Raw genomic sequence first — 26,562 nt, forward strand, 5'->3', positions numbered from 1 at the left:
ATGCGTCGTATTTTATCAGTTTTACTCGAAAACGAATCTGGTGCATTGTCCCGTGTGATTGGGCTGTTTTCTCAACGAGGTTACAACATTGAAAGTTTGACCGTAGCCCCCACGGATGACCCCACCTTGTCACGTATGACCATTCAAACGAAAGGGGACGCGAAGGTTCTTGAGCAGATAGAAAAACAGCTGCATAAATTAGTGGATGTGCTTCGCGTTAGCGAGCTTACCGCTTCAGCACATATAGAGCGTGAAATCATGTTAGTAAAATTGCAGGCTTCAGGCTATGGCCGCGATGAAATCAAACGCTGCTCCGATATTTTTCGTGGACAAATCGTTGATGTGACACCAACGCTTTATACCGTTCAGCTAGCAGGAACAAGCGATAAACTGGATGCATTTATTGAAGCGGTGCGTGGTGTTGCTGAAATTGTTGAAGTTGTACGTTCAGGTATTGTAGGAGTTTCACGCGGCGATAAAATTATGCGATGAAAAATTTGTCTTCTAAAGGTAGAATGTAGTCATATAGAGCCCCGATTGATTCGGGGCTCTGACCGTTGGCAGCTATTTTTGCCTTGCAGCGGTAATCAGGGACTGTAAAAATAAATAGTAAAATCAATGAGTTGGTTTTATATGATAACACAAAGAGGTTAACGTGAAACTGGATGAAATAGCACGTTTAGCAGGGGTTTCCCGCACAACGGCTAGTTATGTGATCAATGGCAAGGCCAAGCAGTATCGAGTCAGCGATAAAACTGTAGAAAAAGTGATGGCTGTTGTCAGAGAGCACAATTACCATCCAAATGCTGTAGCAGCAGGGCTACGAGCAGGGAGAACACGTTCGATAGGGCTAGTGATCCCCGATCTCGAAAACACAAGTTATACTCGCATTGCTAATTATCTTGAACGTCAAGCACGGCAACGTGGTTATCAATTATTGATCGCGTGTTCCGAGGATCAGCCAGATAACGAAATTCGTTGTGTCGAGCACCTTTTACAGCGTCAGGTTGATGCCATTATAGTTTCAACCGCGCTTCCTCCTGAGCATCCTTTCTATCAGCGTTGGGCGAACCGTTCTTTGCCTATCATTGCCCTTGATAGAGCATTGGAAAAAGATCACTTTATTAGTGTGGTCGGTGATGACCAAGAAGATGCATTTATGATCTCTGCTGAATTACGAAAATTCTCGGCAGAATCCGTATTGTATCTGGGGGCTTTACCTGAGTTATCAGTAAGCTATCTTCGTGAGCAAGGTTTTAGGAAAGGTTGGCAAGGCGACTCCCGTGAAGTGAATTATCTGTATGCAAATAGTTATGAGAGGGCTTCTGCCGCTGAGGTTTTTGCTGATTGGCTAGATAAAGGTAACTCCATGCCTGATGCGTTATTCACGACGTCATTTTCGTTGCTACAGGGAGTACTGGATGTGGCGCTAAAACGTGATGGTCGTCTACCGGAGGACATGGTGATTGCCACATTTGGCGATAGCGAGTTATTAGATTTCTTAGGATGCCCCGTTTTATCATTGGCACAGCGCCACAGAGATATCGCTGAGCGAATCTTGGAATTGGTGTTGGCGAGCCTTGATGAAAAACAAAAACCAGACGCAGGAATTACTCGTATCCGTCGTGATCTCTGCCGTCGTGGTAGTCTTGGCCGCAAACAGCAATAAATATAAAAAATAATTAAAACCAGACAAAATGTCTGGTTGAATATAGAGTGATATTGATCACGTTTATCGCTATTATCTTAGCCCCTATGCAAAAGGGGCTTTTTATTTGATGCGAAAAATACGTAAATATTTAACTTTAGGACTATTCTTAACTGGATGTATTTAATTTTCTCTCGCAAGGAAAACAAAATAAAAAATTTAATTTAAGAAATGGCAGTTAAATAAATAAAAGTCATATGAACGCATATTTGAGTTATAACACTGTCTATTAAAACAGTATTTTAACGTATTGAAATTTATTGTTTTTATTTTTCTACGGGGCTGTTATTGATAATATTTGTAGTTAATTAGCATTTACCGTTATTTAAAAAGTAAAGAATCGGTTATAGGTAGGCTGATTAAAAATGAGACGGGTATAGGAAATATCATCATTTGAGTGTTTTTTCATCAATAAAATAGAATTAACCTTGTATTTATTGTTTTGTTGAAAATAAATGAATTATATCAATCCGTTATTCCTCATTTTATCTCTGCGCTCGATTTTACCCTCTCTTATCTTTTCTGAATTGTTCTGTAAATAAAGCAAAAGCTACAGGTGTCTGGCTTGACAACGTTTTCCTACCATTCGTAAACTTTATAAGTGGAGAATTGTGGGGTAAAGTGGGTTAATAGGAAATAAAGAGGTTTTACTGGGTATGTTTCGTGGGGCAACACTGGTAAATCTCGACAGCAAAGGGCGTCTAACCGTGCCTACCCGATATAGGGGAATGTTGAGCGAGGAATCTAAGGGGCAGATGGTATGTACTATCGACCTCCACCAGCCATGCCTATTACTTTACACGTTACCTGAATGGGAAATTATTGAAGAGAAGCTCTCACGGCTTTCAACCATGAACCCAGTAGAAAGAAGAGTACAACGGCTTTTATTAGGGCATGCCAGCGAATGCCAAATGGACAGTGCCGGACGTCTTTTGTTAGCTAACACACTACGTCAACACGCAGGGCTAACAAAAGAGGTCATGCTAGTGGGCCAAATAAATAAATTTGAACTTTGGGATGAACAGACTTGGTATCAGCAAGTGGAAGAAGACATTAATGCTGAACGACAAACCCAAGAACCCCTGTCAGCCCGCTTACAGGATTTGTCACTATAAACATGACACAACAGCAATTTAAACATGTAACAGTACTGCTTGATGAAGCAGTAAATGGCCTAAATATCAAACCAAACGGCATATATATTGATGGAACATTTGGGCGAGGGGGGCACTCAAGGCTGATATTGAGTCAGTTAAATGACCAAGGACGCTTGATTGCGATTGACCGCGACCCTGAAGCCATTAAAGCAGCGCAACTCATTAATGACCCGCGCTTTATGATTAAACATGGGCCATTTTCTGCAATCGCTGAATATGTTGAGGAAGAAGGGTTAGTTGGCAAGATTGATGGCGTATTGCTGGATTTAGGCGTTTCATCACCGCAATTAGATGATCCTGAACGCGGTTTTTCATTTATGCGTGATGGGCCATTGGATATGCGAATGGATCCAACTAAAGGACAATCAGCACATCAATGGCTCATGTCTGCGCAAGCTGATGATATCGCGTGGGTGTTGAAAACATTTGGAGAAGAACGTTTCGCAAAACGCATTGCTAGGGCGATTGTTGAACGTAACCACAACCCAGAAGAGACGCCGTTGACCCGTACACGTGAGCTAGCTGAATTGATCGCTCAAGTAAGCCCAATCAAAGAGCGCCATAAGCATCCAGCAACTCGCAGCTTCCAAGCCATACGTATTTATATTAACAGTGAGCTAGAAGAAATTGAGCAGGCATTGGAAGGGGCTGTATCCGTGCTAGCACCCGAAGGGCGTCTCTCAGTGATTAGTTTTCACTCCTTGGAAGATAGATTAGTAAAACGGTTTATTCGTCAAAATAGCAAAGGGCCCAGTGTTCCCGCAGGGATCCCATTAACGGAAGCTCAAATAAAAGCGCTGGGTACGGCTAAGTTGCGTGAAGTGGGCAAGATGAAACCTTCAGCCGCGGAAGTTGACGAAAACCCTAGAGCACGTAGTTCAGTACTACGTTTTGCACAAAGGATGGCATAAAAATGGTTCCTGAAAGGCATAGTCTTGGAAAAGTGATTGGTCGTGACCTTTTCCGTTATGGGATTATTCCATTGATTTTGCTAGCCGCCATTATTATCAGCGCTGTCTTTGTGGTCACGACAGCGCATGAAACACGTCTCCTGACGGCGGAAAAAGACAAGCTATACGAAGAAAAGGACGCACTTGATATCGAATGGCGTAATTTAATCCTAGAAGAAAACGCGTTAGCCAGCCATAGCCGAGTTGAACGTTTATCTGTGGAAAAATTACAAATGGTTCACGTTGAGCCTTCTCAAGAAAATATTATTGTTTCTAAGTAGTAGATAAGGTTACGAATGAAAGCACCTAAGTCAGCTAAAAACAAGAAACAGGAAGAAAATACCAGCTTTGTGAGCTGGCGTTTTGCTTTGCTGTGCGGCGGTATCCTGCTAGCTTTAGCTGGGCTGTTAGTGCGTGTTGCTTATCTGCAAATCATCGCACCTGAAAAACTGGTTAAAGAGGGCGATATGCGCTCTTTACGTGTACAGGAAGTCTCTACAGCACGCGGAATGATCAGTGATAGAGAAGGACGCCAACTTGCTGTCAGTGTGCCTGTGAATGCCATTTGGGCTGACCCCAAAGTGGTGTTTGAAAAAGGTGGGATCAATAACGATGAACATTGGAAAGCGTTAGCGGATGCGCTTGAAATCCCACTAGAACAAATCAAAACAAAAATTTCGGCGAACCCAAAAGGTCGTTTTGTCTATCTTGCTCGTCAGGTAAACCCTTCTATTGGTGAATACATCACAAAATTAAAATTACCGGGTATTTATCTACGTAAAGAATCTCGCCGTTATTACCCTTCAGGTCCGGTGACCGCGCACTTAATTGGCGTAACCAATATTGATGGCGAAGGCATTGAAGGCGTTGAAAAAAGCTTTGAGCGCTGGTTAAAAGGCTCTCCAGGTGAACGAACAGTTCGTAAAGATCGTAATGGACGTGTTATTGAAACGGTTTCCTCCGTTGATAGTCAAGCGGCGCATAACCTCGTGCTCAGTATTGATGAGCGTATTCAATCCATTGTTTATCGTGAATTGACTAAGGGCGTACAGGAGAATAAAGCTGAATCTGGTGTTGCTATTTTAGTTGATGTGCATACCGGTGAGATTTTAGCTATGGCTAATAGTCCATCCTATAACCCAAATAATTTAGCGGGTACTCCGATGGATGCCATGCGTAACCGCGCGATAACCGATATTTTCGAGCCTGGTTCGACGGTGAAACCACTTGTTGTCATGAGTGCGTTAAACAACAAAATTATCAAAGAAAATACCGTGCTGAATACCTATCCATATCGCGTCAATGGCCATGAAATTAAGGACGTTGCGCGTTATGCGGAGTTATCAATAACGGGTATTTTACAGAAGTCGAGTAACGTGGGTGTTTCAAAACTGGCGTTAGCGATGCCTGCCACAGAGCTGGTGGATGTGTATAGCCGCTTTGGGTTTGGCAAGCCGACTAATCTGGGGTTAGTCGGGGAAAGTAGTGGCATCTTTCCAAGTAAAAAAACACGGTGGTCTGATTTAGATAGGGCCACCTTTTCTTTTGGGTATGGACAAATGGTCACTCCGTTACAATTAGTCCGTGCCTATGCAACAATTGGTAGCTTTGGAATATATCGCCCATTATCCATTACCAAAGTGGACCCACCTGTCCCAGGAACCCGAGTGTTCCCAGAACAAACCATGCGTACAGTGGTTCATATGATGGAAAGTGTTGCTCTACCGGGAGGCGGTGGAACACGTGCTGCGATAAAAGGTTATCGAATAGCGATTAAAACAGGTACTGCGAAGAAAGTCGGGCCTGAAGGGCGGTACATCAATCAATATATTGCCTATACAGCAGGTGTTGCACCTGCAAGTAACCCACGTTATGCCCTTGTCGTTCTTATCAATGAGCCTAAAGCGGGTAAATATTATGGTGGTGCAGTATCCGCACCGGTATTTGGTTCCATCATGGGCGGTGTATTGCGAATGATGAATGTTGAGCCAGATGCATTACAAGCAGATGATAAAAGCGACATAGTGATCAATAAAAAAGAGGTTAAAAGTGGCAGATCGTAATCTTTGTGATCTTCTTTCGCCATTTGGCGTTAGCACAGCAAATATCTCACTACATGAGATGACGTTAGACAGCCGTAAAGCAGCGGCTGGTGATCTGTTTATTGCAATTAAAGGCCATCAATCGGATGGTAGGCACTATATCTCCCAAGCGATCGCTCAAGGTGTTGCCGCTGTCATCGCAGAAGCGAATGGCGAAGCGGATGAAGGTGAAATTCGTTACGTTCATGGGGTTCCTGTTATTTATTTGAATGACCTGAATAATCGTTTGTCTGCATTGGCCGCGGAGTTTTATCAGCATCCAGGTGCAAAAATGAAGTTGGTTGGTGTGACAGGAACCAATGGTAAAACGACGACAACACAATTAATTGCTCAGTGGGCAAAAGGGTTGGGTGAAACCAGCGCGGTGATGGGAACTGTAGGGAATGGTCTACTTGGACAGGTCGCGCCGAGTGAAAATACCACGGGTTCAGCAGTGGATATCCAAGTTGAATTAACCCAATTATTAAAATGTCAGGCGACATTAACCGCAATGGAAGTTTCTTCACACGGCTTAGTTCAAGGTCGTGTTGCTGCCTTACCGTTTGCTGCCGCTGTATTTACTAATTTAAGCCGTGACCATTTAGATTACCACGGTGATATGGAAAATTACGAAGCCGCGAAGTGGCTATTATTCTCCACGCATCAAACAAAAGCGCAAATTATTAATGTTGACGATGATGTCGGTTTGAAATGGCTGCAACGCTTACCAAAAGCCTGTGCTGTTTCAATGGAACAGCGTATTCCTGAACAGTGGCAAGGGCCATGGTTACAAGCCACAACGGTTGAGTATCACGACCGTGGAGCCACCATTCAATTTACCTCATCATGGGGTAACGGCACCTTAGAAAGTCCATTAATGGGGGCATTTAATGTCAGTAATTTGTTGTTAGCAATGAGTACATTGCTGATGATGGATTATCCATTAACACAACTCTTGGAATCATCATCATCTTTATCGCCGGTGTGTGGTCGTATGGAAGTCTTTAGTGCGCCGAACAAACCAACGGTGGTGGTTGATTATGCGCATACCCCTGATGCGCTTGAGAAAGCATTAGCAGCGGCACGTTTACACTGTAAAGGAAAATTATGGTGTGTATTTGGTTGCGGGGGGGATCGCGATAAAGGTAAACGTCCATTAATGGGTGCGGCGGCTGAAGAGTGGGCAGACAATGTTGTCATTACTGATGATAACCCGCGTAGCGAAGAGCCATTAGATATCATCAATGACATTATGGCTGGCATTCTTGACTCTAGCCGAGTTCTGGCTATTCCGGGACGTGCTGAAGCCGTGACCAGTTCTATCATGCAAGCTAACGTGGATGACGTTATTGTTATTGCGGGGAAAGGCCATGAAGATTATCAAATTATCGGTCATCGCCGCTTAGATTATTCAGATAGATTGACGGTCGCTAGATTATTGGGGGTGGTAGCATGATCCCGCTAACGTTGTCTCAACTCGCCGCTATCACGGGTGGATATCTGTATCATGCCGATGGCGTTGATGCAGGAACACGAGTATTAAGCGATGTGAGCACGGATAGCCGCCAAATTGGCGAGAACAGCTTATTTATTGCGTTGAAAGGTGAGCGTTTCGATGCCCATGATTTTGTGCCTTCAGTGGCTGAAGGCGGTGCAGCGGCTGTGCTGGTTGAGCGTCAACTTGATATTGATTGCCCTCAAGTCGTTGTCGCAGATACGCGTCTGGCCATGGGGCAGCTTGCTGCTTGGGTACGCCAACAAAGCCAAGCCAAAGTGGTTGGCTTAACGGGGTCGTCGGGGAAAACATCGGTAAAAGAAATGACGGCCTCTATTTTGTCGCAACGCGGTAAAACACTGTATACCGCGGGTAATTTAAACAATGATATCGGTGTACCTTTAACGTTATTTAGGCTAACTCACGAATATGAATATGCAGTGATTGAAATGGGAGCGAATCACCCTAATGAGATCGCGTACACCACGAATATCGTTAAGCCGCAAACTGCTCTTGTGAATAACTTGTTCGCGGCTCATTTAGCTGGATTTGGCTCACCTGAAGGCGTTGCTAGGGCAAAAGGTGAAATATACCAAGGTCTACCGGATGAAGGCACCGCAATTGTTAATCTTGATAGTTGTTCTGCCAAATGGCAGTTTCAGCCACGCCAAACGGTGTGGTGTTATTCATTAACAGCGCAAGATAAAGCGGATTTTTATCCTTCTGACATTGAGGTCAAGCAGCTTTCAACCGATTTTACTTTGCATACACCCGTTGGACAGGTTGCTATCACTTTACCTCTGCCAGGCATGCATAACATTGCTAACGTTTTGGCGGCTAGTGCTTTGGCTATCTCAGTGGGCGCAACGCTGGAAGATATTCGTCAGGGGCTAGCCACAACTCAAGCTGTGCCGGGGCGTTTATACCCAGTGCAGTTGAGTGAGACAAAAGTTGTCTTGGATGACACTTATAATGCCAATGACGGCTCAATGATTGCAGCCATTCATGTTTTAGCTAAAATGCCCGGTTATCGCATTTTAGTGGCCGGAGATATGGGTGAACTCGGCGATTATGCAAAAGAGTGTCATCAACGAGTTGGTATAGCCGCAAAAGATGCAGGTCTGGATAAAGTACTGAGTGTCGGTATGCTGAGCGAAATGATCAGTCAATTCAGTGAATGTGGAGAGCACTTTGCATTCAAAAAAGACTTATTAACCCGACTGATTCCGCTAGTACAGCAGAATGAAGTTGTTTCTATTTTAGTTAAAGGTTCACGCAGCTCCGCGATGGAAGATGTAGTGAATGCATTGAAGGAGTGCTTTGCATGTTAGTCTGGCTTGCCGAAATATTGGTGCATCAATTTTCTGTCTTTAACGTCTTCTCATATTTGACGTTTAGAGCCATCGTCGGTTTGCTGACAGCACTTGCCATTGCGTTATGGATGGGGCCACGTTTAATTACTTACTTACAAAAAATGCAGATTGGTCAGGTTGTACGTGATGTTGGGCCTGAATCGCATTTTAGTAAGCGTGGTACGCCAACAATGGGAGGAATACTGATCCTGTTTTCGATCAGCATCTCAGTATTGCTCTGGGCGCGTTTAGATAACCCATACGTTTGGTGTGTATTACTCGTGTTAGTCGGGTATGGCCTTGTCGGATTTGCGGATGATTACTTGAAAGTGGTCAGAAAAAATAGCCGAGGGTTGATTGCTCGTTGGAAATATTTTTGGCAGTCACTGATTGCACTTGTGGTTGCATTTTCAATGTACGCAGTAGGGAAAGATACCCCTGCAACGCAATTAGTGGTGCCGTTCTTTAAAGACATCATGCCACAACTTGGGCTGCTGTATATTTTGTTGGCGTATTTTGTGATTGTTGGTACCAGTAACGCGGTTAACTTAACGGATGGCCTTGATGGATTAGCGATTATGCCAACGGTTTTCGTGGCAGCCGGTTTTGCATTAGTGGCGTGGGCAACGGGTAACGTCAACTTTGCTAGTTACTTAAATATTCCATTTTTACCACATGCGGGTGAATTAGTTATTGTTTGTACGGCGATAGTGGGGGCGGGGCTCGGGTTCCTATGGTTTAACACTTATCCTGCGCAAGTTTTTATGGGCGATGTTGGCTCCCTTGCTCTTGGTGGTGCACTCGGTACGATTGCCGTTTTATTACGCCAAGAGTTCCTGTTGGTCATTATGGGAGGCGTCTTTGTTGTTGAGACATTATCCGTCATCCTACAGGTGGGTTCTTTCAAATTACGTGGTCAACGTATATTCCGTATGGCGCCAATTCACCATCATTATGAACTGAAAGGTTGGCCGGAACCACGCGTAATTGTACGTTTTTGGATTATTTCCTTAATGCTGGTACTGATTGGACTGGCAACACTGAAGGTACGTTAAAATGGCAGGTATGCAGGGTAAACAGTATCAGGGTAAAAAAGTGGTCATCATTGGGCTGGGGTTAACTGGCTTATCTTGTGTGCACTTTTTCTTATCACACGGCGTTATTCCGCGAGTGATGGATACCCGAGCTGTTCCTCCGGGCGTTGAACAATTACCGAAAGAGGTGGAATGCCATCGCGGTAGTTTAAACAACCAATGGTTGCAAGAGGCGGACTTAATTGTTGCCAGCCCCGGTATTGCATTAGCGACACCTGAATTACAGCAAGCGGCGAATAACGGTATTGAAATTGTCGGTGATATCGAATTGTTCTGCCGCGAAGTTGATGCGCCTGTTATTGCGATCACAGGCTCTAATGGAAAAAGCACCGTGACCTCTTTGGTGGGGGAAATGGCTCAAGCTGCGGGTATCTCCGTTGGTGTTGGCGGAAATATCGGTATTCCAGCATTGTCTTTGTTAAATCAAGGTCACCAACTGTATGTGTTAGAGCTATCTAGTTTTCAATTAGAGACGACATCCAGCTTAAAAGCCCTTGCAGCAACAGTTTTGAATGTCACTGAAGACCATATGGATCGCTATCCGCTAGGTCTAGCGCAGTACCGCGAAGCGAAGTTACGTATCTATCATCATGCGTTGAATTGTATTGTTAATGCTCAAGATCCATTGACGTTACCACAGCATACCGATGAGGAAGCATGCATTAGCTTTGGTGTTGATAGTGGCGATTATTATTTTGATACACAGCAGCGGACATTGGTCGCAAAAAATGAAGTGCTGATCAAGGTTGATGACATGCACTTAACGGGACAACACAATTATACCAATGCATTAGCGGCTCTTGCTCTTGCTGATATCGCGGGTATAGCTCGCCATGCAAGTTTAAGTGTGCTGAAAAATTATGCAGGATTAACGCACCGTTTCCAACTGGTGTTACTGAATAACGGGGTGCGTTGGATTAACGATTCCAAAGCAACCAATGTGGGTAGCACTGAAGCGGCACTGAATGGCTTAAAAGTAGAAGGTACACTGCATCTTCTACTTGGGGGCGATGGTAAATCGGCAGATTTTACACCATTGAAGCCCTATCTTGCTCAGGACAATGTGCGCCTGTACTGCTTTGGTCGTGATGGTAAAGCACTAGCTCAGCTGGAACCTGAAAAATCCGTGTTGACTGAGACAATGGAACAGAGCATGCGTTATTTAGCTCCGAATCTAAAATCAGGGGATATGGTTTTACTCTCACCGGCATGTGCAAGCCTCGATCAATTTAAGAATTTTGAGCAACGAGGTGCCATTTTTGCTCAGTTAGCGAAGGAGCTAGGCTGATGACGATACCGGGTGCTTTACGTCTGAAGAATTGGGTGATTGGAGAGAAAGGGGGTGTCATCGCTGGCTCTACACTCTACGATCGCACCTTGGTATGGCTGGCTTTGGGATTAGCCGCTATCGGTTTTGTTATGGTGACATCGGCATCGATGCCTGTTGGGCAGAGACTGACTGACGACCCATTTTATTTTGCTAAACGTGATGTCATGTATTTAGCTGTCGCCTTTATCTTAGTTTTAGGCGTGATGCGAGTTTCCATGGCTGTTTGGGAAAAATACAGCTTTGTGTTGTTGATGGTTTCTCTTTTACTGTTAGCGGTTGTACTGGTAGCGGGTAGCTCCGTTAACGGTGCATCACGTTGGATTGATGTTGGGATTGTAAAAATTCAGCCAGCAGAAATTTCTAAATTCGCGCTATTTTGCTATGTATCCAGCTACTTAGTGAGAAAATCAGACGAAGTAAGAACTCGCTTCCTAGGCTTTGTAAAACCCATGTGTATTTTAATTATCATGGCGTTATTACTGCTGTTACAACCGGATTTAGGAACGGTTATCGTCCTCGTCGTGACGACATTAGGGTTACTATTCTTAGCTGGAGCACGATTAGCCCCCTTTATTATTGGGATTGCCGCTTGTGTTGTTGGTGTACTCGCCTTGATTTGGTTGGAACCTTATCGTTTGCGCCGTGTGACATCATTTCTCAATCCATGGGAAGACCCATTTGGAAGTGGTTATCAGCTAACCCAATCGTTGATGGCATTCGGTAGAGGTGAGTTATTGGGTCAGGGACTGGGTAATTCGGTGCAAAAACTTGAATATTTACCAGAGGCTCACACTGACTTTATTTTTTCCGTTTTAGCGGAAGAGCTGGGGTATGTTGGTGTTGTTTTGGTTTTACTGATGGTTTTCATGTTGGCATTTAGGGCGATGATGATTGGTCGTCGTGCATTGCTAGCTAACCAATTATTTGCTGGGTATTTAGCTTGCTCAATCGGTATTTGGTTTACTTTTCAGGCATTAGTAAACGTAGGGGCAGCAGCAGGTATGTTGCCAACTAAAGGGTTAACCTTACCATTGATTAGCTACGGTGGGTCGAGCTTGCTCGTGATGTCCGCGGCTATCGCAGTATTATTACGTGTAGATTTTGAAACGCGTCTGGAAAAAGCCCAGGCGTTTGTAAGGAGTGCTAAATGAGTCAAGCAAAAAGGTTACTGGTCATGGCGGGTGGGACTGGGGGACATGTTTTCCCAGGTTTAGCTGTGGCGCATTATTTGCAGGCTCAAGGCTGGGAGATCCTCTGGCTAGGTACTGCCGACCGTATGGAAGCGACACTAGTGCCGCAACATGGCATCGACATTGAGTTTATCCGAATATCAGGGCTCCGAGGTAAAGGCATTATGGCATTAGCCGCCGCGCCTTGGCGGATAGGCAAGGCAGTTTGCCAAGCAAAAGCGATTATTAAGCAGTATCGACCCGATGCTGTGCTGGGAATGGGGGGCTATGTTTCTGGTCCCGGTGGAATTGCGGCATGGTTATCGGGAGTGCCCGTCATTCTGCACGAGCAAAACGGTATAGCCGGTTTAACCAATAAATGGCTTTCAAAAATAGCTAAACGTGTTTTACAGGCATTTCCGGGCGCTTTTCCGCATGCCCCTATTGTTGGAAATCCAGTTCGTAAGGATGTATTGGCACTGCCATTGCCAGAAGAGAGATTATCGAATCGCGATGAGAGAATACGCGTACTGGTAGTAGGGGGGAGTCAAGGCGCGCGTATTTTGAATCAAATTATGCCTGAAGTTGCTGAAAAAGTCGGCAAACAGTTAAATATCTGGCACCAAGCTGGAAAAGGAAGTAAAGAATCTACCGAAGCGTTGTATAATGAAAGGCTAAAAAATTCAGTTAATTCCGAGTATAAAGTTACTGAGTTTATTGATGATATGGCTCAAGCTTACGCATGGGCGGATATTGTGATCTGTCGTTCAGGTGCTTTAACAGTGAGTGAAATCGCTGCGGCAGGGTTACCTGCTATTTTCGTACCTTTTCAACATAAAGATCGTCAGCAATATTGGAATGCTTTACCGTTAGAAAAAGCGGGGGCGGCCAAAATACTTGAGCAACCTCAGTTTACCGCGGATAACGTCGCTAGCCTGCTGGAGCAGTGGGATCGACAAGAATTATTATCGATGGCTATCAAAGCACGTTCTTGTGCGATTACCGATGCGACCGAACGAGTCGCGGCGGTGATTAGTGAAGTGGCTAAATAGCCGCGATCATCGATAAAACGACATTGATATAGAATTAACAAAAGCGAAGACATAGAGTGAATACACAACAGTTGGCGAAATTAAGAACAGCAGTGCCTGAAATGAGAAGAGTTCGGCACATCCATTTTGTCGGTATCGGCGGTGCTGGCATGGGTGGTATTGCCGAAGTACTGGCTAATGAAGGTTATCAAATCAGTGGTTCTGATTTAGCGCCAAATGCAGTGACTCAGCAACTGACCGCTTTAGGAGCAACGATTTATTTTAATCATCGCCCTGAAAATGTTGAAGATGCGAGTGTTGTTGTCGTTTCAACGGCCATTTCTGCGGATAATCCAGAAATTCAGGCAGCACACGAGTTGCGTATTCCTGTTATTCGTCGTGCTGAAATGCTGGCTGAATTAATGCGTTATCGACATGGTATCGCTGTCGCAGGTACGCATGGTAAAACGACAACGACGGCTATGATTTCAGGAATTTATGCTCAAGCAGGTTTAGACCCAACATTTGTTAATGGGGGGTTAGTGAAATCTGCGGGGACTCATGCTCGTTTAGGAAGTAGCCGTTATCTGATTGCTGAAGCGGATGAGAGTGACGCATCATTTTTACATTTGCAGCCTTTGGTTGCGGTAGTGACCAATATTGAAGCTGACCATATGGACACTTATCAAGGTAATTTTGAAACCTTGAAAGATACGTTCATCAACTTTTTGCACAACTTACCATTTTATGGTCGTGCAGTGATGTGTATTGATGATCCGGTGATCCGCTCTTTATTACCGCGTGTAAGCCGTTATGTGACGACTTATGGTTTTAGTGACGATGCGGATGTGCGTATTGTTAAGTATGAACAAAAAGGTAATCAAGGCTTCTTTACTATCGCCCGTGAAAATATGCCTGAGTTGACGGTGGTTCTTAATGCACCAGGTCGACACAATGCCCTTAATGCGGCAGCCGCTGTGGCGGTAGCAACGGAAGAAGGGATTGATGATCAGCATATTCTCTCTGCACTTATAGAGTTTCAGGGGACAGGGCGTCGTTTTGATTTCTTAGGCAATTATTCATTACGCCATGTTAATGGTAAAGAAGGGGAAGTGATGTTGGTTGATGATTATGGTCATCACCCAACTGAAGTGGATGCGACGATTAAAGCGGCAAGGGCGGGTTGGCCTGACAAGCGAATTGTGATGGTTTTTCAGCCACACCGCTATTCACGTACTCGCGATTTATATGACGACTTTGCACATGTTCTCAACCAAGTTGATGTGTTACTGATGTTGGAAGTGTATCCAGCGGGGGAGAAACCCGTACCCGGTGCAGATAGCCGTTCATTATGCCGAACAATTCGTGGTCGTGGTCAACTTGACCCGATTTATGTGGCAGAGCCTGAACAAGTCGCGCAACTGCTCGCTCAAGCACTGGAGCCTAATGACTTAATTTTGGTTCAAGGTGCTGGAAATATTGGTAAAATAGCCCGTAATCTTGCTGAGACAAAATTACAGCCACCAATGGCAGAGGAGTAAACTCATGGCCGAAAAAATTGCGGTGTTATTTGGCGGTACATCTGCTGAACGTGAAGTCTCTCTGCAATCTGGGCAGGCAGTACTTGCGGGTTTACGTCAGGCCGGTGTTGACGCTCATCCAATTGATACGAAAGACTTTCCTGTTATCACGCTTAAGGAAAAAGGATTCGATAAAGTATTTATCGCCCTTCATGGTCGTGGTGGTGAAGATGGTACTATACAAGGGATGTTGGAGTTCTTAGGGTTACCTTATACGGGGAGTGGCGTAATGGCTTCTGCTCTCAGTATGGACAAATTAAGAACCAAACAACTTTGGGAAGGCGCAGGCTTACCGGTCGCACCTTACGTTTCATTGAGTCAATTTAGCTTTAGTCAGTTGACGGAAGCAAAAATTTCAACATTAGTGTCACATCTAGGACTCCCCCTTATTGTCAAACCGAGCTTAGAAGGGTCAAGTGTAGGGATGAGCAAAGTTGATAACATGGATGATTTATCAACCGCGTTGGAATTAGCATTTCGTTTCGATGAAACAGTATTAATTGAAAAGTGGTTAAGTGGGCCGGAATTTACGGTGGCGATGATTGGTGAGCAAGCGCTCCCTTCCATTCGTATTCAACCTGCTGGGGTATTTTACGATTATGATGCGAAATATCTTTCAGATGAAACACAGTATTTTTGCCCAAGCGGCTTAGATGAAAAATCAGAAGCTGCGTTGTCACAATTGGCGGTACGTGCTTATCAAGCTGTTGGTTGTCGTGGTTGGGGACGCGTTGATGTGATGCAAGACAGTGATGGTCAGTTCTATTTATTAGAGGTGAATACCTCACCAGGCATGACGAGCCACAGTTTAGTTCCGATGGCCGCACGTCAAGCAGGTATGGATTTTTCGCAGTTGGTGGTACGTATTTTGGAATTGGCTAACTGATATGTCACAGGCAGCATTAAATGTTCGACATCATAAGCATAATGATGGCAGCAATGACCCAAACTCAGGCCCAAGTAATGGGGCATTTCTTGGTGGGTTGATTTTTTTCTTAATGGTTGTTGGAACAATCATTTGGAGTGGCTGGACCGTCATGAATTGGATGAAAGATGCGGACAGGCTGCCAATGTCAAAGTTAGTACTGACGGGGGAGCGTCATTACACAACGAATGATGATGTCAGAAAAGCGATATTAGCACTTGGTCAACCGGGCACGTTTATGACCGTGGATGTCAATGCCATTCAAAATCAGATCAGTGCTATGCCATGGATACGTCAAGTCACAGTTCGTAAACAGTGGCCTGATGAGTTAAAGATTCATCTGGTAGAATATGTTCCTTACGCTCGTTGGAATGATCAGAACATGGTTGATAGTGAAGGGCGAGTTTTTAGCCTCCCCGCGAGTGAGAGTAACAAAGGCGATTATGCGTTACTTTATGGCCCTCAAGGTAGCCAAAAAGAAGTTATCAAAGAGTATGTTGAATTTAAAAGAATACTGGCAGAACAAAATTTAAAATTGAAATCAGTCTCTATGACTGCACGCCATGCTTGGCAACTTATTTTAGATAATGATGTTCGAATAGAACTCGGAAAAAAAGATGTACTTGAGCGGTTAAATCGTTTCCTTGAACTTTATCCGCTGTTGCAGCAAACCACAGATAAACGTGTTGATTATGTCGACCTTCGTTATACCAGTGGCGCTGCGGTGGGGTGGGCTCCTTTATTAGTGGATGCACCACTGGAGTTACAATAATGAATATTGCTAATAACTCAGACTAGGCAGAAGCAAATGATCAAAACGACGGACAGAAAATTAGTTGTAGGCCTTGAAATTGGGACTTCCAAGGTGTCGGCCCTTGTAGGCGAAATTCTGCCCGATGGTATGGTGAATATTATCGGGGTGGGAAGTTGTCCATCTCGTGGAATGGACAAAGGTGGCGTTAACGATCTGGAGTCAGTCGTTAAATGTGTACAAAGGGCGATTGATCAGGCTGAGCTGATGGCAGATTGCCAAATTTCTTCAGTTTATCTTGCGTTATCGGGTAAGCATGTTAGCTGTCAAAATGAAATTGGTATGGTACCTGTGTCGGAAGAAGAAGTGACACAAGAAGATGTTGACAGTGTTGTTCATACCGCTAAATCAGTCCGAGTTCGCGATGAACATCGCATTCTTCATGTTATACCGCAAGAATTCGCGATTGATTATCAAGAAGGTATTAAGAACCCTGTTGGTTTGTCTGGTGTACGTATGCAAGCCAAAGTTCATTTGATCACTTGCCACAACGATATGGCAAAAAATATCGTGAAAGCCGTTGAACGTTGTGGGCTGAAAGTTGATCAGTTAATTTTTGCTGGACTTGCTGCTAGCTATTCTGTTTTGACGGAAGATGAGCGGGAGTTGGGGGTTTGTGTCGTTGATATTGGCGGCGGCACGATGGATATGGCGGTGTACACCGGTGGTGCATTACGTCATACCAAAGTGATTCCTTATGCAGGCAATGTTGTGACCAGCGATATTGCTTATGCTTTTGGAACTCCACCAAGTGATGCAGAAGCGATCAAAGTTCGTCATGGCTGTGCTGTCGGTTCGATAGTCAGCAAAGATGAAACGGTGGAAGTACCTAGCGTGGGAGGACGCCCACCAAGAAGTCTGCAACGTCAGACTTTAGCGGAGGTCATTGAACCACGCTATACAGAGCTGTTAAACCTCGTAAACGAAGAAATTTTAAATTTACAGGAACAGTTACGTCAACAAGGTGTCAAACACCATTTGGCAGCGGGGATCGTGCTTACTGGAGGCGCTGCGCAAATAGACGGTCTCGTCGAATGTGCACAAAAAGTCTTCCATACACAAGTCAGGATTGGTACCCCGCTCAATATAACAGGCTTAACGGATTATGCTCAGGAGCCATACTATTCAACTGCGGTTGGGCTTCTGCATTACGGTAAAGAAAGCCATCTTGGCGATGATACCGAAACGGAAAAACGTGCTTCAGTTAAAGGGTGGTTTAGTAAAATCACTGGTTGGCTGAGAAAAGAATTTTAATTTTTATTCAGAAGCATATTATTAGCTTCGAAGTAAGCACAAAACGGAGAGACATTATGTTTGAACCAATGGAGCTAACCAACGATGCGGTGATTAAAGTCATCGGCGTTGGTGGCGGCGGCGGTAACGCCGTTGAACACATGGTGCGTGAGCGTATTGAAGGCGTTGAGTTTTTTGCCGTCAATACTGACGCACAGGCACTGCGCAAAACCGCAGTCGGACAAACAATCCAGATTGGTACTGGTATTACTAAAGGCCTAGGTGCAGGAGCAAACCCTGAAGTAGGTCGTAATGCCGCTGAAGAAGATCGTGAAGCTTTACGCAATGCACTTGATGGTGCAGACATGGTCTTCATTGCAGCCGGTATGGGTGGTGGTACAGGTACAGGTGCTGCTCCAGTCGTGGCTGAAGTTGCTAAAGAGCTGGGTATACTAACGGTTGCCGTCGTGACTAAGCCTTTCAATTTTGAAGGCAAAAAGCGTATGGCATTTGCGGAATCGGGAATTACTGAGTTATCAAAACATGTTGACTCATTGATTACGATCCCGAACGATAAACTATTAAAAGTCTTAGGTCGTGGTATCTCTTTATTGGATGCTTTTGGTGCTGCAAACGATGTCCTTAAAGGTGCCGTTCAAGGGATTGCAGAACTGATCACACGCCCTGGCTTGATGAACGTGGACTTTGCTGACGTACGCACTGTTATGTCAGAAATGGGCTACGCAATGATGGGTTCAGGTGTTGCTCGTGGTGAAGATCGTGCTGAAGAAGCGGCTGAAATGGCTATTTCAAGTCCACTTCTAGAAGATATCGACCTTTCTGGCGCACGCGGTGTTCTTGTCAACATTACCGCTGGTTTCGATCTGCGTTTGGATGAGTTTGAAACGGTCGGTAATACCATTCGTGCATTCGCATCTGATAATGCGACCGTTGTTATTGGTACATCACTCGACCCTGAGATGAATGATGAACTACGTGTTACTGTTGTTGCAACAGGTATTGGGATGGACAAGCGTCCAGAAATTACACTGGTCAATAACAAAATGTCACAGCAGGTTTCTATGGAACAGCGCTACCAGCAAATGCAAAGTAGCATGTCTTCTATGTCTTCATTGACAGAAGAAAAACCAGCTGCGGCGAAAGCGGTGAATGACCAAAATACGCAAACAAATAAAGAACCTGATTATTTGGATATTCCTGCATTTTTGCGTAAACAGGCCGATTAATTTTAATTATATTGGTTTCTCCGCTTTTTGTGCTAAACTTTCCTGCTGGTTATCTAGTATGATAATCAGCAGGACGGATAACATTGCGAGAAAAAAACGATGATCAAACAAAGGACACTTAAACGTATAGTTGAAGCGACTGGTGTTGGTTTACATACTGGCAAGAAAGTCACGCTTACTCTGCGTCCAGCGGCGGCAAACACCGGGGTCATCTACCGTCGTACTGACCTAAATCCTCCGGTTGATTTTCCGGCTGATGCTAAGTCTGTCCGTGATACCATGTTATGTACTTGTTTAGTTAATGAAGATAACGTGCGTATTTCGACCGTAGAGCATCTGAATGCTGCTTTGGCAGGATTAGGTATCGATAACATTGTTATTGAAGTCAATGCGCCTGAAATCCCGATTATGGATGGCAGTGCAGCACCATTCGTCTTCTTATTGCTAGATGCAGGTATTGAAGAACTGAATTGTGCGAAAAAATTCGTACGTATTAAAGAAAAAGTGCGTGTAGAAGATGGTGATAAATGGGCTGAATTCACACCATATAATGGTTTTAGCCTTGATTTTACTATCGATTTTAATCACCCTGCTATTGATAGCAGTACGCAGCGTTATAAAATCGATTTTTCTGCTGAAGCCTTTGTTAGCCAAATTAGCCGTGCGCGTACATTTGGTTTTATGCGTGATATTGAATATCTGCAATCTCAAGGCCTATGCTTAGGCGGTAGTTTCGATTGTGCTATCGTTGTTGATGACTATCGTGTCCTCAACGAAGATGGTTTGCGTTTTGAAGATGAATTTGTTCGTCACAAAACACTTGATGCTATCGGTGACCTATTCATGTGTGGACATAATATTATTGGTGCATTTACTGCCTATAAATCTGGTCATGCATTGAATAACAAACTTCTACAAGCGGTACTGGCTAAAGAATCTGCTTGGGATTTGGTGACATTTGAAGATGAAGCTGAATTACCCGTGGCATTCAAAGCACCTTCAACGGTTTACGCTTAATCAAGTTAAGTTGGTAAACAGTTGAATCAGTTGTTGTTATAAAACGCGAATGTCAGCGTTAATCTTTTCTGTTGGTTGTGCTGGTACTCTCTCCGGCCAGCGCAGCCAGCCGCTCTAGTCTCTGTTTTAAATCTTTTGAACTATTCTCTGCTAAACGTAAAAGATGCTTAGCCGTTTCCGCACTTATTCTCCGTTCATTCCTAGTTTGCATATTTTTAACTGTTTGATTATTCAGTGAGCTATTTTCAGTCTTTTTTCGCATAAGAGTAGGATTGATTCTGATGTCTATGGAAGATAAAGATGGTAGAATAGAGCCTCGTAATGCAGAAAGTAGATTAAGTTTTTCGTAATTTAATCGGGTCATCCAGCTTGCATTAGCAACCTCGATAATCAAAATGCTGTTACGATAGTTTGCAACGCGGCACATTGGCTTAAGTTCGCTAGGGAGCAATCCTTTAACAGCTTTGTTAAGCCGATTAATCGCGTTAGCAGTACGCTGAATAGTTAATAGGGGGCTGCTCGTTTTAGCGAGTGACTCCTCAAGGACATCGAATAATGCTTGTGGGTGACTATCTCTCATTTTTCGGCTCCGCCTAATGTGTTAGGTTTATTCTTAAGTATAGCTTGAGTAGTATAACGCGAACTTGAATAAAAATAGTGTAACAGCAACATAATATAAGACTTTGATGGGCATTTTAAATCTTTGGCGACAATTTGGTAGAAGATACTTGTGGTCTCATTTCCTATTAGGACTTGTCGCTACAGGGATTGGCATGCCTGCGATTTTAAATGCCTTATCAGATGCTCAGCAAACCCAGTTTAATTCGTCTGTTAATCGCCAAAATCAAGCGGTTAGTGCTTTTGATAACTTATTTGCACAACAACAACCCCAACGTTCTTCACCGTCCTCGTCGTATTCTGTGAATTATTGGCAGCAACATGCGGTTAGGAATGTCATTCGACAACTGACTTTCGCTTTTTCAAACACTGAAGATGGCGATACGAATTTACAAGATGAAGCTAAAGGTTCACTACTAGCTCCGCAAGTCATGCTTGATACGTTGTATGCCATGCTGGCACAACGTTCACTTCAATGGGGTGACAATGTTACCCAACCGGAACGCTACGCTTTTCCACATTTTGTAGCATATCAACCTGCAATTTGGGTTGCTCAGGTTCATGGGATCCGTGCCGGTCCTCTTATGAGTTAATTAGCAATAACATTGTCGATCTTGAGATATGCACTATGTTCTAAGCAAATTACATGATTTAATTGTTTAGTAATTAACTGAATTACCTGAGAATATATAAATATGTTAACAAAATTATTAACCAAAGTTTTTGGTAGTCGTAATGACCGTACCCTCCGTCGTCTGCGTAAAGAAGTCGAAAAGATTAATCGCCTTGAGCCGGAGTTTGAAAAGTTAAGTGATGATGAACTCAAAGCTAAAACCCAAGAATTCCGTGAGCGTCTGAGTAAAAACGAAAGCCTTGAAAGCATCATTCCTGAAGCGTTTGCAACTGTTCGAGAAGCCAGTAAACGTGTTTTTGGTATGCGTCACTTTGATGTACAGCTGATTGGTGGGATGGTTTTGAACGAGCGCTGTATCGCTGAGATGCGTACTGGTGAAGGTAAAACACTGACAGCGACTCTCCCTGCTTACTTGAACGCATTAACGGGTAAAGGGGTTCACGTTGTTACAGTTAACGACTATTTGGCGAAACGTGATGCTGAAAACAACCGTCCATTATTCGAATTTTTAGGCCTGAGTGTTGGTATAAACCTTCCAGGTATGCCAGCAGGACTTAAGCGTGAAGCTTATGCGGCTGATATTACTTATGGTACTAACAACGAATTCGGCTTTGACTACTTACGTGACAACATGGCATTTAGCCCAGAAGAGCGCGTACAGCGTAAATTACACTACGCATTGGTGGATGAGGTTGACTCAATTCTTATCGATGAAGCGCGTACACCACTTATTATTTCTGGTCCGGCTGAAGATAGCTCAGAACTGTACAAAAAAGTTGATAAATTAATTCCTAAACTTGTGCGTCAAGAGAAGGAAGACTCTGACACTTTCCAAGGTGAAGGGCATTTCTCAGTAGATGAGAAATCACGTCAGGTCACGCTGACTGAGCGTGGTTTAGTACTGATTGAGCAACTGTTAACGGAAGAAGGCTTAATGGAAGAAGGTGAATCACTGTATTCTCCATCAAACATTATGCTGATGCATCACGTGATGGCAGGCTTACGCGCTCATGCGTTATTTACACTGGATGTGGATTATATTGTTAAAGACGGTCAAGTTATCATCGTTGATGAACATACAGGCCGTACAATGGAAGGCCGCCGTTGGTCTGATGGCTTGCACCAAGCGGTGGAAGCAAAAGAAGGTGTTGAGATCCAAAATGAAAACCAAACACTGGCATCAATTACCTTCCAAAACTATTTCCGCTTATACGAAAAACTGGCGGGTATGACGGGAACCGCGGATACCGAGGCATTTGAGTTTAGCTCTATCTATAAATTAGATACCATTGTTATCCCAACTAACCGTCCTATGATCCGTAAGGATTTACCTGACTTAGTCTATATGACTGAAGAGGATAAATTCGCAGCGATTATTGAAGATATCCGTGAAAGAACACAAAACGGCCAACCCGTGCTCGTGGGGACTATCTCAATTGAGAAATCAGAGCTGATTTCTAATGCATTGAGAAAAGCAAAAATTGAACATAATGTATTGAACGCGAAATTCCATGCTTTAGAAGCGGATATTGTTGCGAACGCAGGTCAAGCTGGAGCGGTTACTATCGCGACTAACATGGCTGGTCGTGGTACGGATATTATGTTGGGTGGTAGTTGGCAATCTGAGGTTGCAGCTTTGGAAGCGCCAACTCAAGAGCAAATTGATGAAATCAAGGCGCGTTGGAAAGAGCGTCATGACGCGGTACTTGCTGCTGGTGGTTTACATATCATCGGTACAGAACGTCATGAATCTCGTCGTATTGATAACCAGTTACGAGGTCGTGCGGGGCGTCAAGGTGATGCCGGTTCTTCACGTTTCTACCTCTCCATGGAAGATGCGTTGATGCGTATTTTTGCCTCTGATCGTGTCACAGGCATGATGCGTAAATTAGGCATGAAACCGGGTGAAGCGATTGAACACCCATGGGTCACGAAAGCTATTGCAAATGCGCAACGTAAAGTTGAAAACCGTAACTTTGATATTCGTAAGCAGCTGCTTGAATATGATGATGTAGCGAGTGACCAACGTCGTGCTATTTATACTCAGCGTAATGAGCTGCTTGACGGTGGTGATATTAAAGAAACGGTAGATAGCATTCGTCAAGATGTATTCACGACCACTATTGATGCCTATATTCCACCACAATCTTTGGAAGAAATGTGGGACATTGAAGGGCTGCAAAAACGCTTAGTCAGTGATTTCGATTTAGATTTACCAATCAAAGAATGGTTGGATAAAGAGCCTGAATTACATGAAGAAACTCTTCGTGAGCGTATTATGGAAAAAGCCATTGAAATCTATCAGAAAAAAGAAGAGATCGTTGGCGCGGAAATGATGCGTAATTTCGAAAAAGGTGTCATGCTACAGACGTTAGATACATTGTGGAAAGAGCATTTGGCTTCGATGGATTATTTACGTCAAGGTATCCATTTGCGTGGTTACGCGCAGAAAGATCCAAAACAAGAATATAAGCGTGAATCTTTCAACATGTTTGCGAATATGCTTGAATCGTTGAAATACGAGGTTATCAGTACACTATCTAAAGTTCAGGTTCGTTTACCTGAAGAAGTTGAAGCTTTAGAACAACAGCGTAAAGAAGAAGCAGAACGCTTAGCGAAAAAACAGCAGTTGAGTCATGATGCCGGCGCTGAATCATTGATGTCTGAAGCTGAAGCACAGATAGCCACACAGGGTCATAAAATCGGTCGTAATGATCCTTGTCCTTGTGGTTCAGGCAAAAAATATAAGCAATGTCATGGTCGCTTAAAGTAATTTAATATCACATCACACAAGGCGGGGTAACCCGCCTTTTTAACGAAGAAATTATGGAAAAAAAACATCTGTATATTGCCGCTGGCATCATCCGTAATGATGACCACAAAATATTTATTACTGAGCGCCCAAGCGGCACTCATATGGCGGGTTTTTGGGAATTCCCTGGCGGAAAATTAGAACACGGGGAACAGCCTGAAGATGCGTTAATTCGCGAGTTAGAAGAGGAAGTAGGGATAATTGTCACTGAATGTGAGCTCTTTCACTGTGTTGAGCATGAATTTGATGAACGCCGTGTGACTCTCTACTTTTATATGGTTTCTCGTTGGGAAAATGAGCCTTATGGGAAAGAGGGACAAAAAAGCCGTTGGGTCGATCAGAAAGATTTAGTGGCTAGTGAGTTCCCACCTGCGAATCGTATTATTATTGATATGCTAAAATAATTTTCCCTGAACTCACCGTCTGTTAAGAGGGGATTAATCATCATTTCTGTGCTGATAGAAGAGGGTGATTAAAATCAGGCTGTGAGTAAAAGTAAGGTAAGCTTTCGTTTATTAAGCGGTTTACGCTAAAGTGAAATGGCGCGAGTTATTCGCATAATGCCTTATATTCCCGTTAATTTATTAACAACAGGATATAAGGCATGTCATTAACAGCAATAGCTATCTTGCTTGTTGCTATTAATGTTCAGGTTGTTCACTCCAATTATCACTGTCAGAAATATCACCTTGGCTGGCAATTCGTTTTTCTTCAGCCGCCCACTCACCAAGATCGATAAGTTGGCATCGCTTACTGCAAAATGGCCTAAATGGGCTTTCTTCTCCCCAAATAACAATTTTCTGGCATGTTGGACAATTAACTTCAATTTTTTCCGTCATTTACTACTTCCCCCTTATTAACAGCAGGATAATTCAAAAGTCATCATTGCGGGTACAATACCATTTTCGCTGTCAATGTGAAGAAAACGAATTGCAAATCGTGTTTTATGGCCTGAAATTTGAGGGAAAATCAGCTTATCGCTTGATAGCCTCACCCTTAATAACTCTTTATCTTCGACACTATCTTGATAAAAGCCATTGTGACACTCTTTAATTTCAAAAGAGCCCGCTTGACGAATAAGGTTCAAGATTGTATCTAACGTATCTTTCAAAGGGGCTAGGCTTTTAAGCCAACCGCTAATAGCTTGCTCTTTCTGTTCTTGCGGCATATGTAACCACAATTGGAGTGTGGGGAGATCAAAACTACAGCATCCGCCGGGAATACTTAATCGTTGGCGAACCATACTAATGATTTTATCGTTCCTTAGCTGTTGACCAAATCTAGGTGCCGTTGTGATATTTGCGGCTTTAGTTGCAAGGTCGTTAAGTAGAGATGAAATAAGCTGATTGTCTGCATTCGGTGCATCGGACCAAGCAGATAAACGTCTACGTTGCTTTTCAAGCTCTTTGATCATATCAGATCGCACTTCGCCCCTATCAAGAATTTCTATTAATTCTGATACGGAACGGAAAAAAGCAATACCGGATGTATAGGAGGTAATGTGGCTAAGTTCATAAACTTGATTTAGCAGTGTTTCGAGCCTTAGCCATGAGCGAATTTTTTCATTCAATGGATACTCGTAAGTGACGAAGTTTACAGTGTTTGATTCACTCATATTGATTTCCTATTTGTTCTGTTGTGCTAGCGTCATATACTTTTCGTGGAGTGCAGCGACCTTTTCGGCAATATCAGATTCACCATCATGATTTGTAATAATGTCATCACTTTGTAACAAGCGGTTTTCTCTGCTAGTTTGCGATTGCATAATATTAGCTACATGTTCTTGATTAACATTATCTCTTTGCATTGTGCGCTGAATTTGTTCTTCAGGGGTAACATCAATGACAAGAACCCGATCCGCTAGGTGTGATAGCTTGTTTTCAAATAATAAAGGAACAACCCAAATGACATAAGGGTTGGTAATTTGTTGTAATTGTCTTTGTGTCTCTTGCTGAATGAGGGGATGAAGTAGGGCATTTAGCCATTGTTTTTCAGATTCATTAGAAAAAATAATTTTCCTAAGATGCTGGCGATTGAGAGAACCATCCGATTGAATAATGTTTTCATCATAACGGTTTTTAATCGCTGCAAGAGCAGGCGAATTAGGTTCTACCACCTTTCTAGCAATAATATCGGCATCGACCAGTGGTACCCCTAGCTTAGCAAATTGATTAGCAACGGTTGTTTTTCCGCTACCAATTCCTCCTGTTAGTGCAACAATATAGGCCATAATCGTATTCATTGTTTTGAAAAATAATAGGTTACACGGATTTCTCCTGTTTGTCTTCACTCAGGAGATAATACGCACTGTAAGCTTA

25 protein-coding genes are annotated in these 26,562 nt (G+C 43.6%); 21 read left to right on the top strand and 4 right to left on the bottom strand.

The window, feature by feature from the left end; translation table 11 throughout:
- From ilvN to lpxC, 18 genes are all read left to right on the top strand, one after another.
- Positions 1–492 (top strand): acetolactate synthase small subunit, encoded by a 492-nt coding sequence (gene ilvN, locus P2E05_RS06265; RefSeq protein ID WP_068445711.1) that lies wholly within the window; start codon positions 1–3, stop codon positions 490–492.
- A gap of 163 nt (positions 493–655) precedes the next feature.
- The gene (cra, locus tag P2E05_RS06270; protein ID WP_163860892.1) at positions 656–1,669 is read left to right on the top strand and encodes a catabolite repressor/activator; all 1,014 of its coding nucleotides are present in this window, start codon (positions 656–658) and stop codon (positions 1,667–1,669) included.
- Positions 1,670–2,364: 695 nt separating this feature from the next.
- Entirely contained in the window at positions 2,365–2,823 is a 459-nt protein-coding gene (gene mraZ / locus P2E05_RS06275) for a division/cell wall cluster transcriptional repressor MraZ (protein ID WP_154622685.1), read from the top strand.
- A gap of 2 nt (positions 2,824–2,825) precedes the next feature.
- Positions 2,826–3,776 (top strand): 16S rRNA (cytosine(1402)-N(4))-methyltransferase RsmH, encoded by a 951-nt coding sequence (rsmH, locus tag P2E05_RS06280; RefSeq protein ID WP_154622684.1) that lies wholly within the window; start codon positions 2,826–2,828, stop codon positions 3,774–3,776.
- 2 nt (positions 3,777–3,778) lie between these two features.
- Positions 3,779–4,096 carry a cell division protein FtsL gene (gene ftsL / locus P2E05_RS06285; protein ID WP_154622683.1) on the top strand — a complete coding sequence of 106 codons (318 nt, stop codon included), beginning with the start codon at positions 3,779–3,781 and terminating at the stop codon, positions 4,094–4,096.
- 15 nt (positions 4,097–4,111) lie between these two features.
- The gene (gene ftsI, locus P2E05_RS06290) at positions 4,112–5,878 is read left to right on the top strand and encodes a peptidoglycan glycosyltransferase FtsI (protein ID WP_154622682.1); all 1,767 of its coding nucleotides are present in this window, start codon (positions 4,112–4,114) and stop codon (positions 5,876–5,878) included.
- A complete protein-coding gene (gene murE, locus P2E05_RS06295; RefSeq protein ID WP_272657582.1) occupies positions 5,865–7,352 on the top strand; it encodes a UDP-N-acetylmuramoyl-L-alanyl-D-glutamate--2,6-diaminopimelate ligase in 1,488 nt (495 codons plus the stop codon). The genes ftsI and murE overlap by 14 nt, the downstream gene beginning before the upstream one ends.
- Entirely contained in the window at positions 7,349–8,722 is a 1,374-nt protein-coding gene (gene murF, locus P2E05_RS06300; protein ID WP_154622681.1) for a UDP-N-acetylmuramoyl-tripeptide--D-alanyl-D-alanine ligase, read from the top strand. The genes murE and murF overlap by 4 nt, the downstream gene beginning before the upstream one ends.
- Positions 8,716–9,798, top strand: coding sequence for a phospho-N-acetylmuramoyl-pentapeptide-transferase (gene mraY, locus P2E05_RS06305; RefSeq protein WP_154622680.1), 1,083 nt, complete (start codon positions 8,716–8,718; stop codon positions 9,796–9,798). The genes murF and mraY overlap by 7 nt, the downstream gene beginning before the upstream one ends.
- A 10-nt stretch (positions 9,799–9,808) precedes the next feature.
- On the top strand, positions 9,809–11,125 hold the full coding sequence (murD, locus tag P2E05_RS06310) for a UDP-N-acetylmuramoyl-L-alanine--D-glutamate ligase (protein ID WP_231131800.1): 1,317 nt from the start codon (positions 9,809–9,811) through the stop codon (positions 11,123–11,125).
- Positions 11,125–12,318, top strand: a complete 1,194-nt coding sequence (gene ftsW, locus P2E05_RS06315) for a cell division protein FtsW (RefSeq protein ID WP_154622678.1) — start codon at positions 11,125–11,127, stop codon at positions 12,316–12,318. Before murD ends, ftsW begins: the two co-directional genes overlap by 1 nt.
- Positions 12,315–13,388 (top strand): undecaprenyldiphospho-muramoylpentapeptide beta-N-acetylglucosaminyltransferase, encoded by a 1,074-nt coding sequence (gene murG / locus P2E05_RS06320; RefSeq protein ID WP_154622677.1) that lies wholly within the window; start codon positions 12,315–12,317, stop codon positions 13,386–13,388. Before ftsW ends, murG begins: the two co-directional genes overlap by 4 nt.
- Before the next feature lie 101 nt (positions 13,389–13,489).
- Positions 13,490–14,908 carry a UDP-N-acetylmuramate--L-alanine ligase gene (gene murC, locus P2E05_RS06325; protein WP_230085795.1) on the top strand — a complete coding sequence of 473 codons (1,419 nt, stop codon included), beginning with the start codon at positions 13,490–13,492 and terminating at the stop codon, positions 14,906–14,908.
- 4 nt (positions 14,909–14,912) lie between these two features.
- Positions 14,913–15,833, top strand: coding sequence for a D-alanine--D-alanine ligase (locus P2E05_RS06330; protein ID WP_196713376.1), 921 nt, complete (start codon positions 14,913–14,915; stop codon positions 15,831–15,833).
- A 1-nt stretch (position 15,834) separates the two neighbouring features.
- On the top strand, positions 15,835–16,644 hold the full coding sequence (gene ftsQ, locus P2E05_RS06335; RefSeq protein ID WP_154622675.1) for a cell division protein FtsQ: 810 nt from the start codon (positions 15,835–15,837) through the stop codon (positions 16,642–16,644).
- A 36-nt stretch (positions 16,645–16,680) separates the two neighbouring features.
- On the top strand, positions 16,681–17,937 hold the full coding sequence (ftsA, locus tag P2E05_RS06340; protein WP_008910356.1) for a cell division protein FtsA: 1,257 nt from the start codon (positions 16,681–16,683) through the stop codon (positions 17,935–17,937).
- Between the two features lie 56 nt (positions 17,938–17,993).
- Positions 17,994–19,163 (top strand): cell division protein FtsZ, encoded by a 1,170-nt coding sequence (gene ftsZ / locus P2E05_RS06345; protein ID WP_154622674.1) that lies wholly within the window; start codon positions 17,994–17,996, stop codon positions 19,161–19,163.
- Between the two features lie 99 nt (positions 19,164–19,262).
- Positions 19,263–20,180, top strand: a complete 918-nt coding sequence (lpxC, locus tag P2E05_RS06350; RefSeq protein ID WP_154622673.1) for a UDP-3-O-acyl-N-acetylglucosamine deacetylase — start codon at positions 19,263–19,265, stop codon at positions 20,178–20,180.
- 58 nt (positions 20,181–20,238) lie between these two features.
- Here the strand turns inward: lpxC and P2E05_RS06355 are convergent, their stop codons facing one another.
- Positions 20,239–20,760 (bottom strand): DUF721 domain-containing protein, encoded by a 522-nt coding sequence (locus tag P2E05_RS06355; protein ID WP_154622672.1) that lies wholly within the window; start codon positions 20,758–20,760, stop codon positions 20,239–20,241.
- A gap of 106 nt (positions 20,761–20,866) precedes the next feature.
- Between P2E05_RS06355 and secM the strand changes: the two genes are divergently transcribed.
- From secM to mutT, 3 genes are all read left to right on the top strand, one after another.
- Entirely contained in the window at positions 20,867–21,391 is a 525-nt protein-coding gene (gene secM, locus P2E05_RS06360; RefSeq protein WP_154622671.1) for a secA translation cis-regulator SecM, read from the top strand.
- 102 nt (positions 21,392–21,493) lie between these two features.
- The gene (gene secA / locus P2E05_RS06365; protein ID WP_163860899.1) at positions 21,494–24,205 is read left to right on the top strand and encodes a preprotein translocase subunit SecA; all 2,712 of its coding nucleotides are present in this window, start codon (positions 21,494–21,496) and stop codon (positions 24,203–24,205) included.
- A gap of 53 nt (positions 24,206–24,258) precedes the next feature.
- Positions 24,259–24,648 (top strand): 8-oxo-dGTP diphosphatase MutT, encoded by a 390-nt coding sequence (gene mutT, locus P2E05_RS06370; RefSeq protein WP_163860900.1) that lies wholly within the window; start codon positions 24,259–24,261, stop codon positions 24,646–24,648.
- 237 nt (positions 24,649–24,885) lie between these two features.
- On the opposite strand, the gene yacG is transcribed toward mutT, so the two are convergent.
- The 3 genes from yacG to coaE are packed head-to-tail and all read right to left on the bottom strand — an operon-like array spanning position 24,886 to position 26,474.
- A complete protein-coding gene (gene yacG, locus P2E05_RS06375; RefSeq protein WP_154622668.1) occupies positions 24,886–25,083 on the bottom strand; it encodes a DNA gyrase inhibitor YacG in 198 nt (65 codons plus the stop codon).
- A gap of 17 nt (positions 25,084–25,100) precedes the next feature.
- The gene (gene zapD / locus P2E05_RS06380; protein WP_154622667.1) at positions 25,101–25,859 is read right to left on the bottom strand and encodes a cell division protein ZapD; all 759 of its coding nucleotides are present in this window, start codon (positions 25,857–25,859) and stop codon (positions 25,101–25,103) included.
- Positions 25,860–25,868: 9 nt separating this feature from the next.
- Positions 25,869–26,474, bottom strand: coding sequence for a dephospho-CoA kinase (gene coaE, locus P2E05_RS06385; protein ID WP_154622666.1), 606 nt, complete (start codon positions 26,472–26,474; stop codon positions 25,869–25,871).
- Positions 26,475–26,562 lie beyond the last annotated feature (88 nt).

This window comes from Providencia stuartii (genome assembly GCF_029277985.1).
In the GTDB taxonomy this organism is placed as follows: Bacteria; Pseudomonadota; Gammaproteobacteria; order Enterobacterales; family Enterobacteriaceae; genus Providencia; species Providencia zhejiangensis.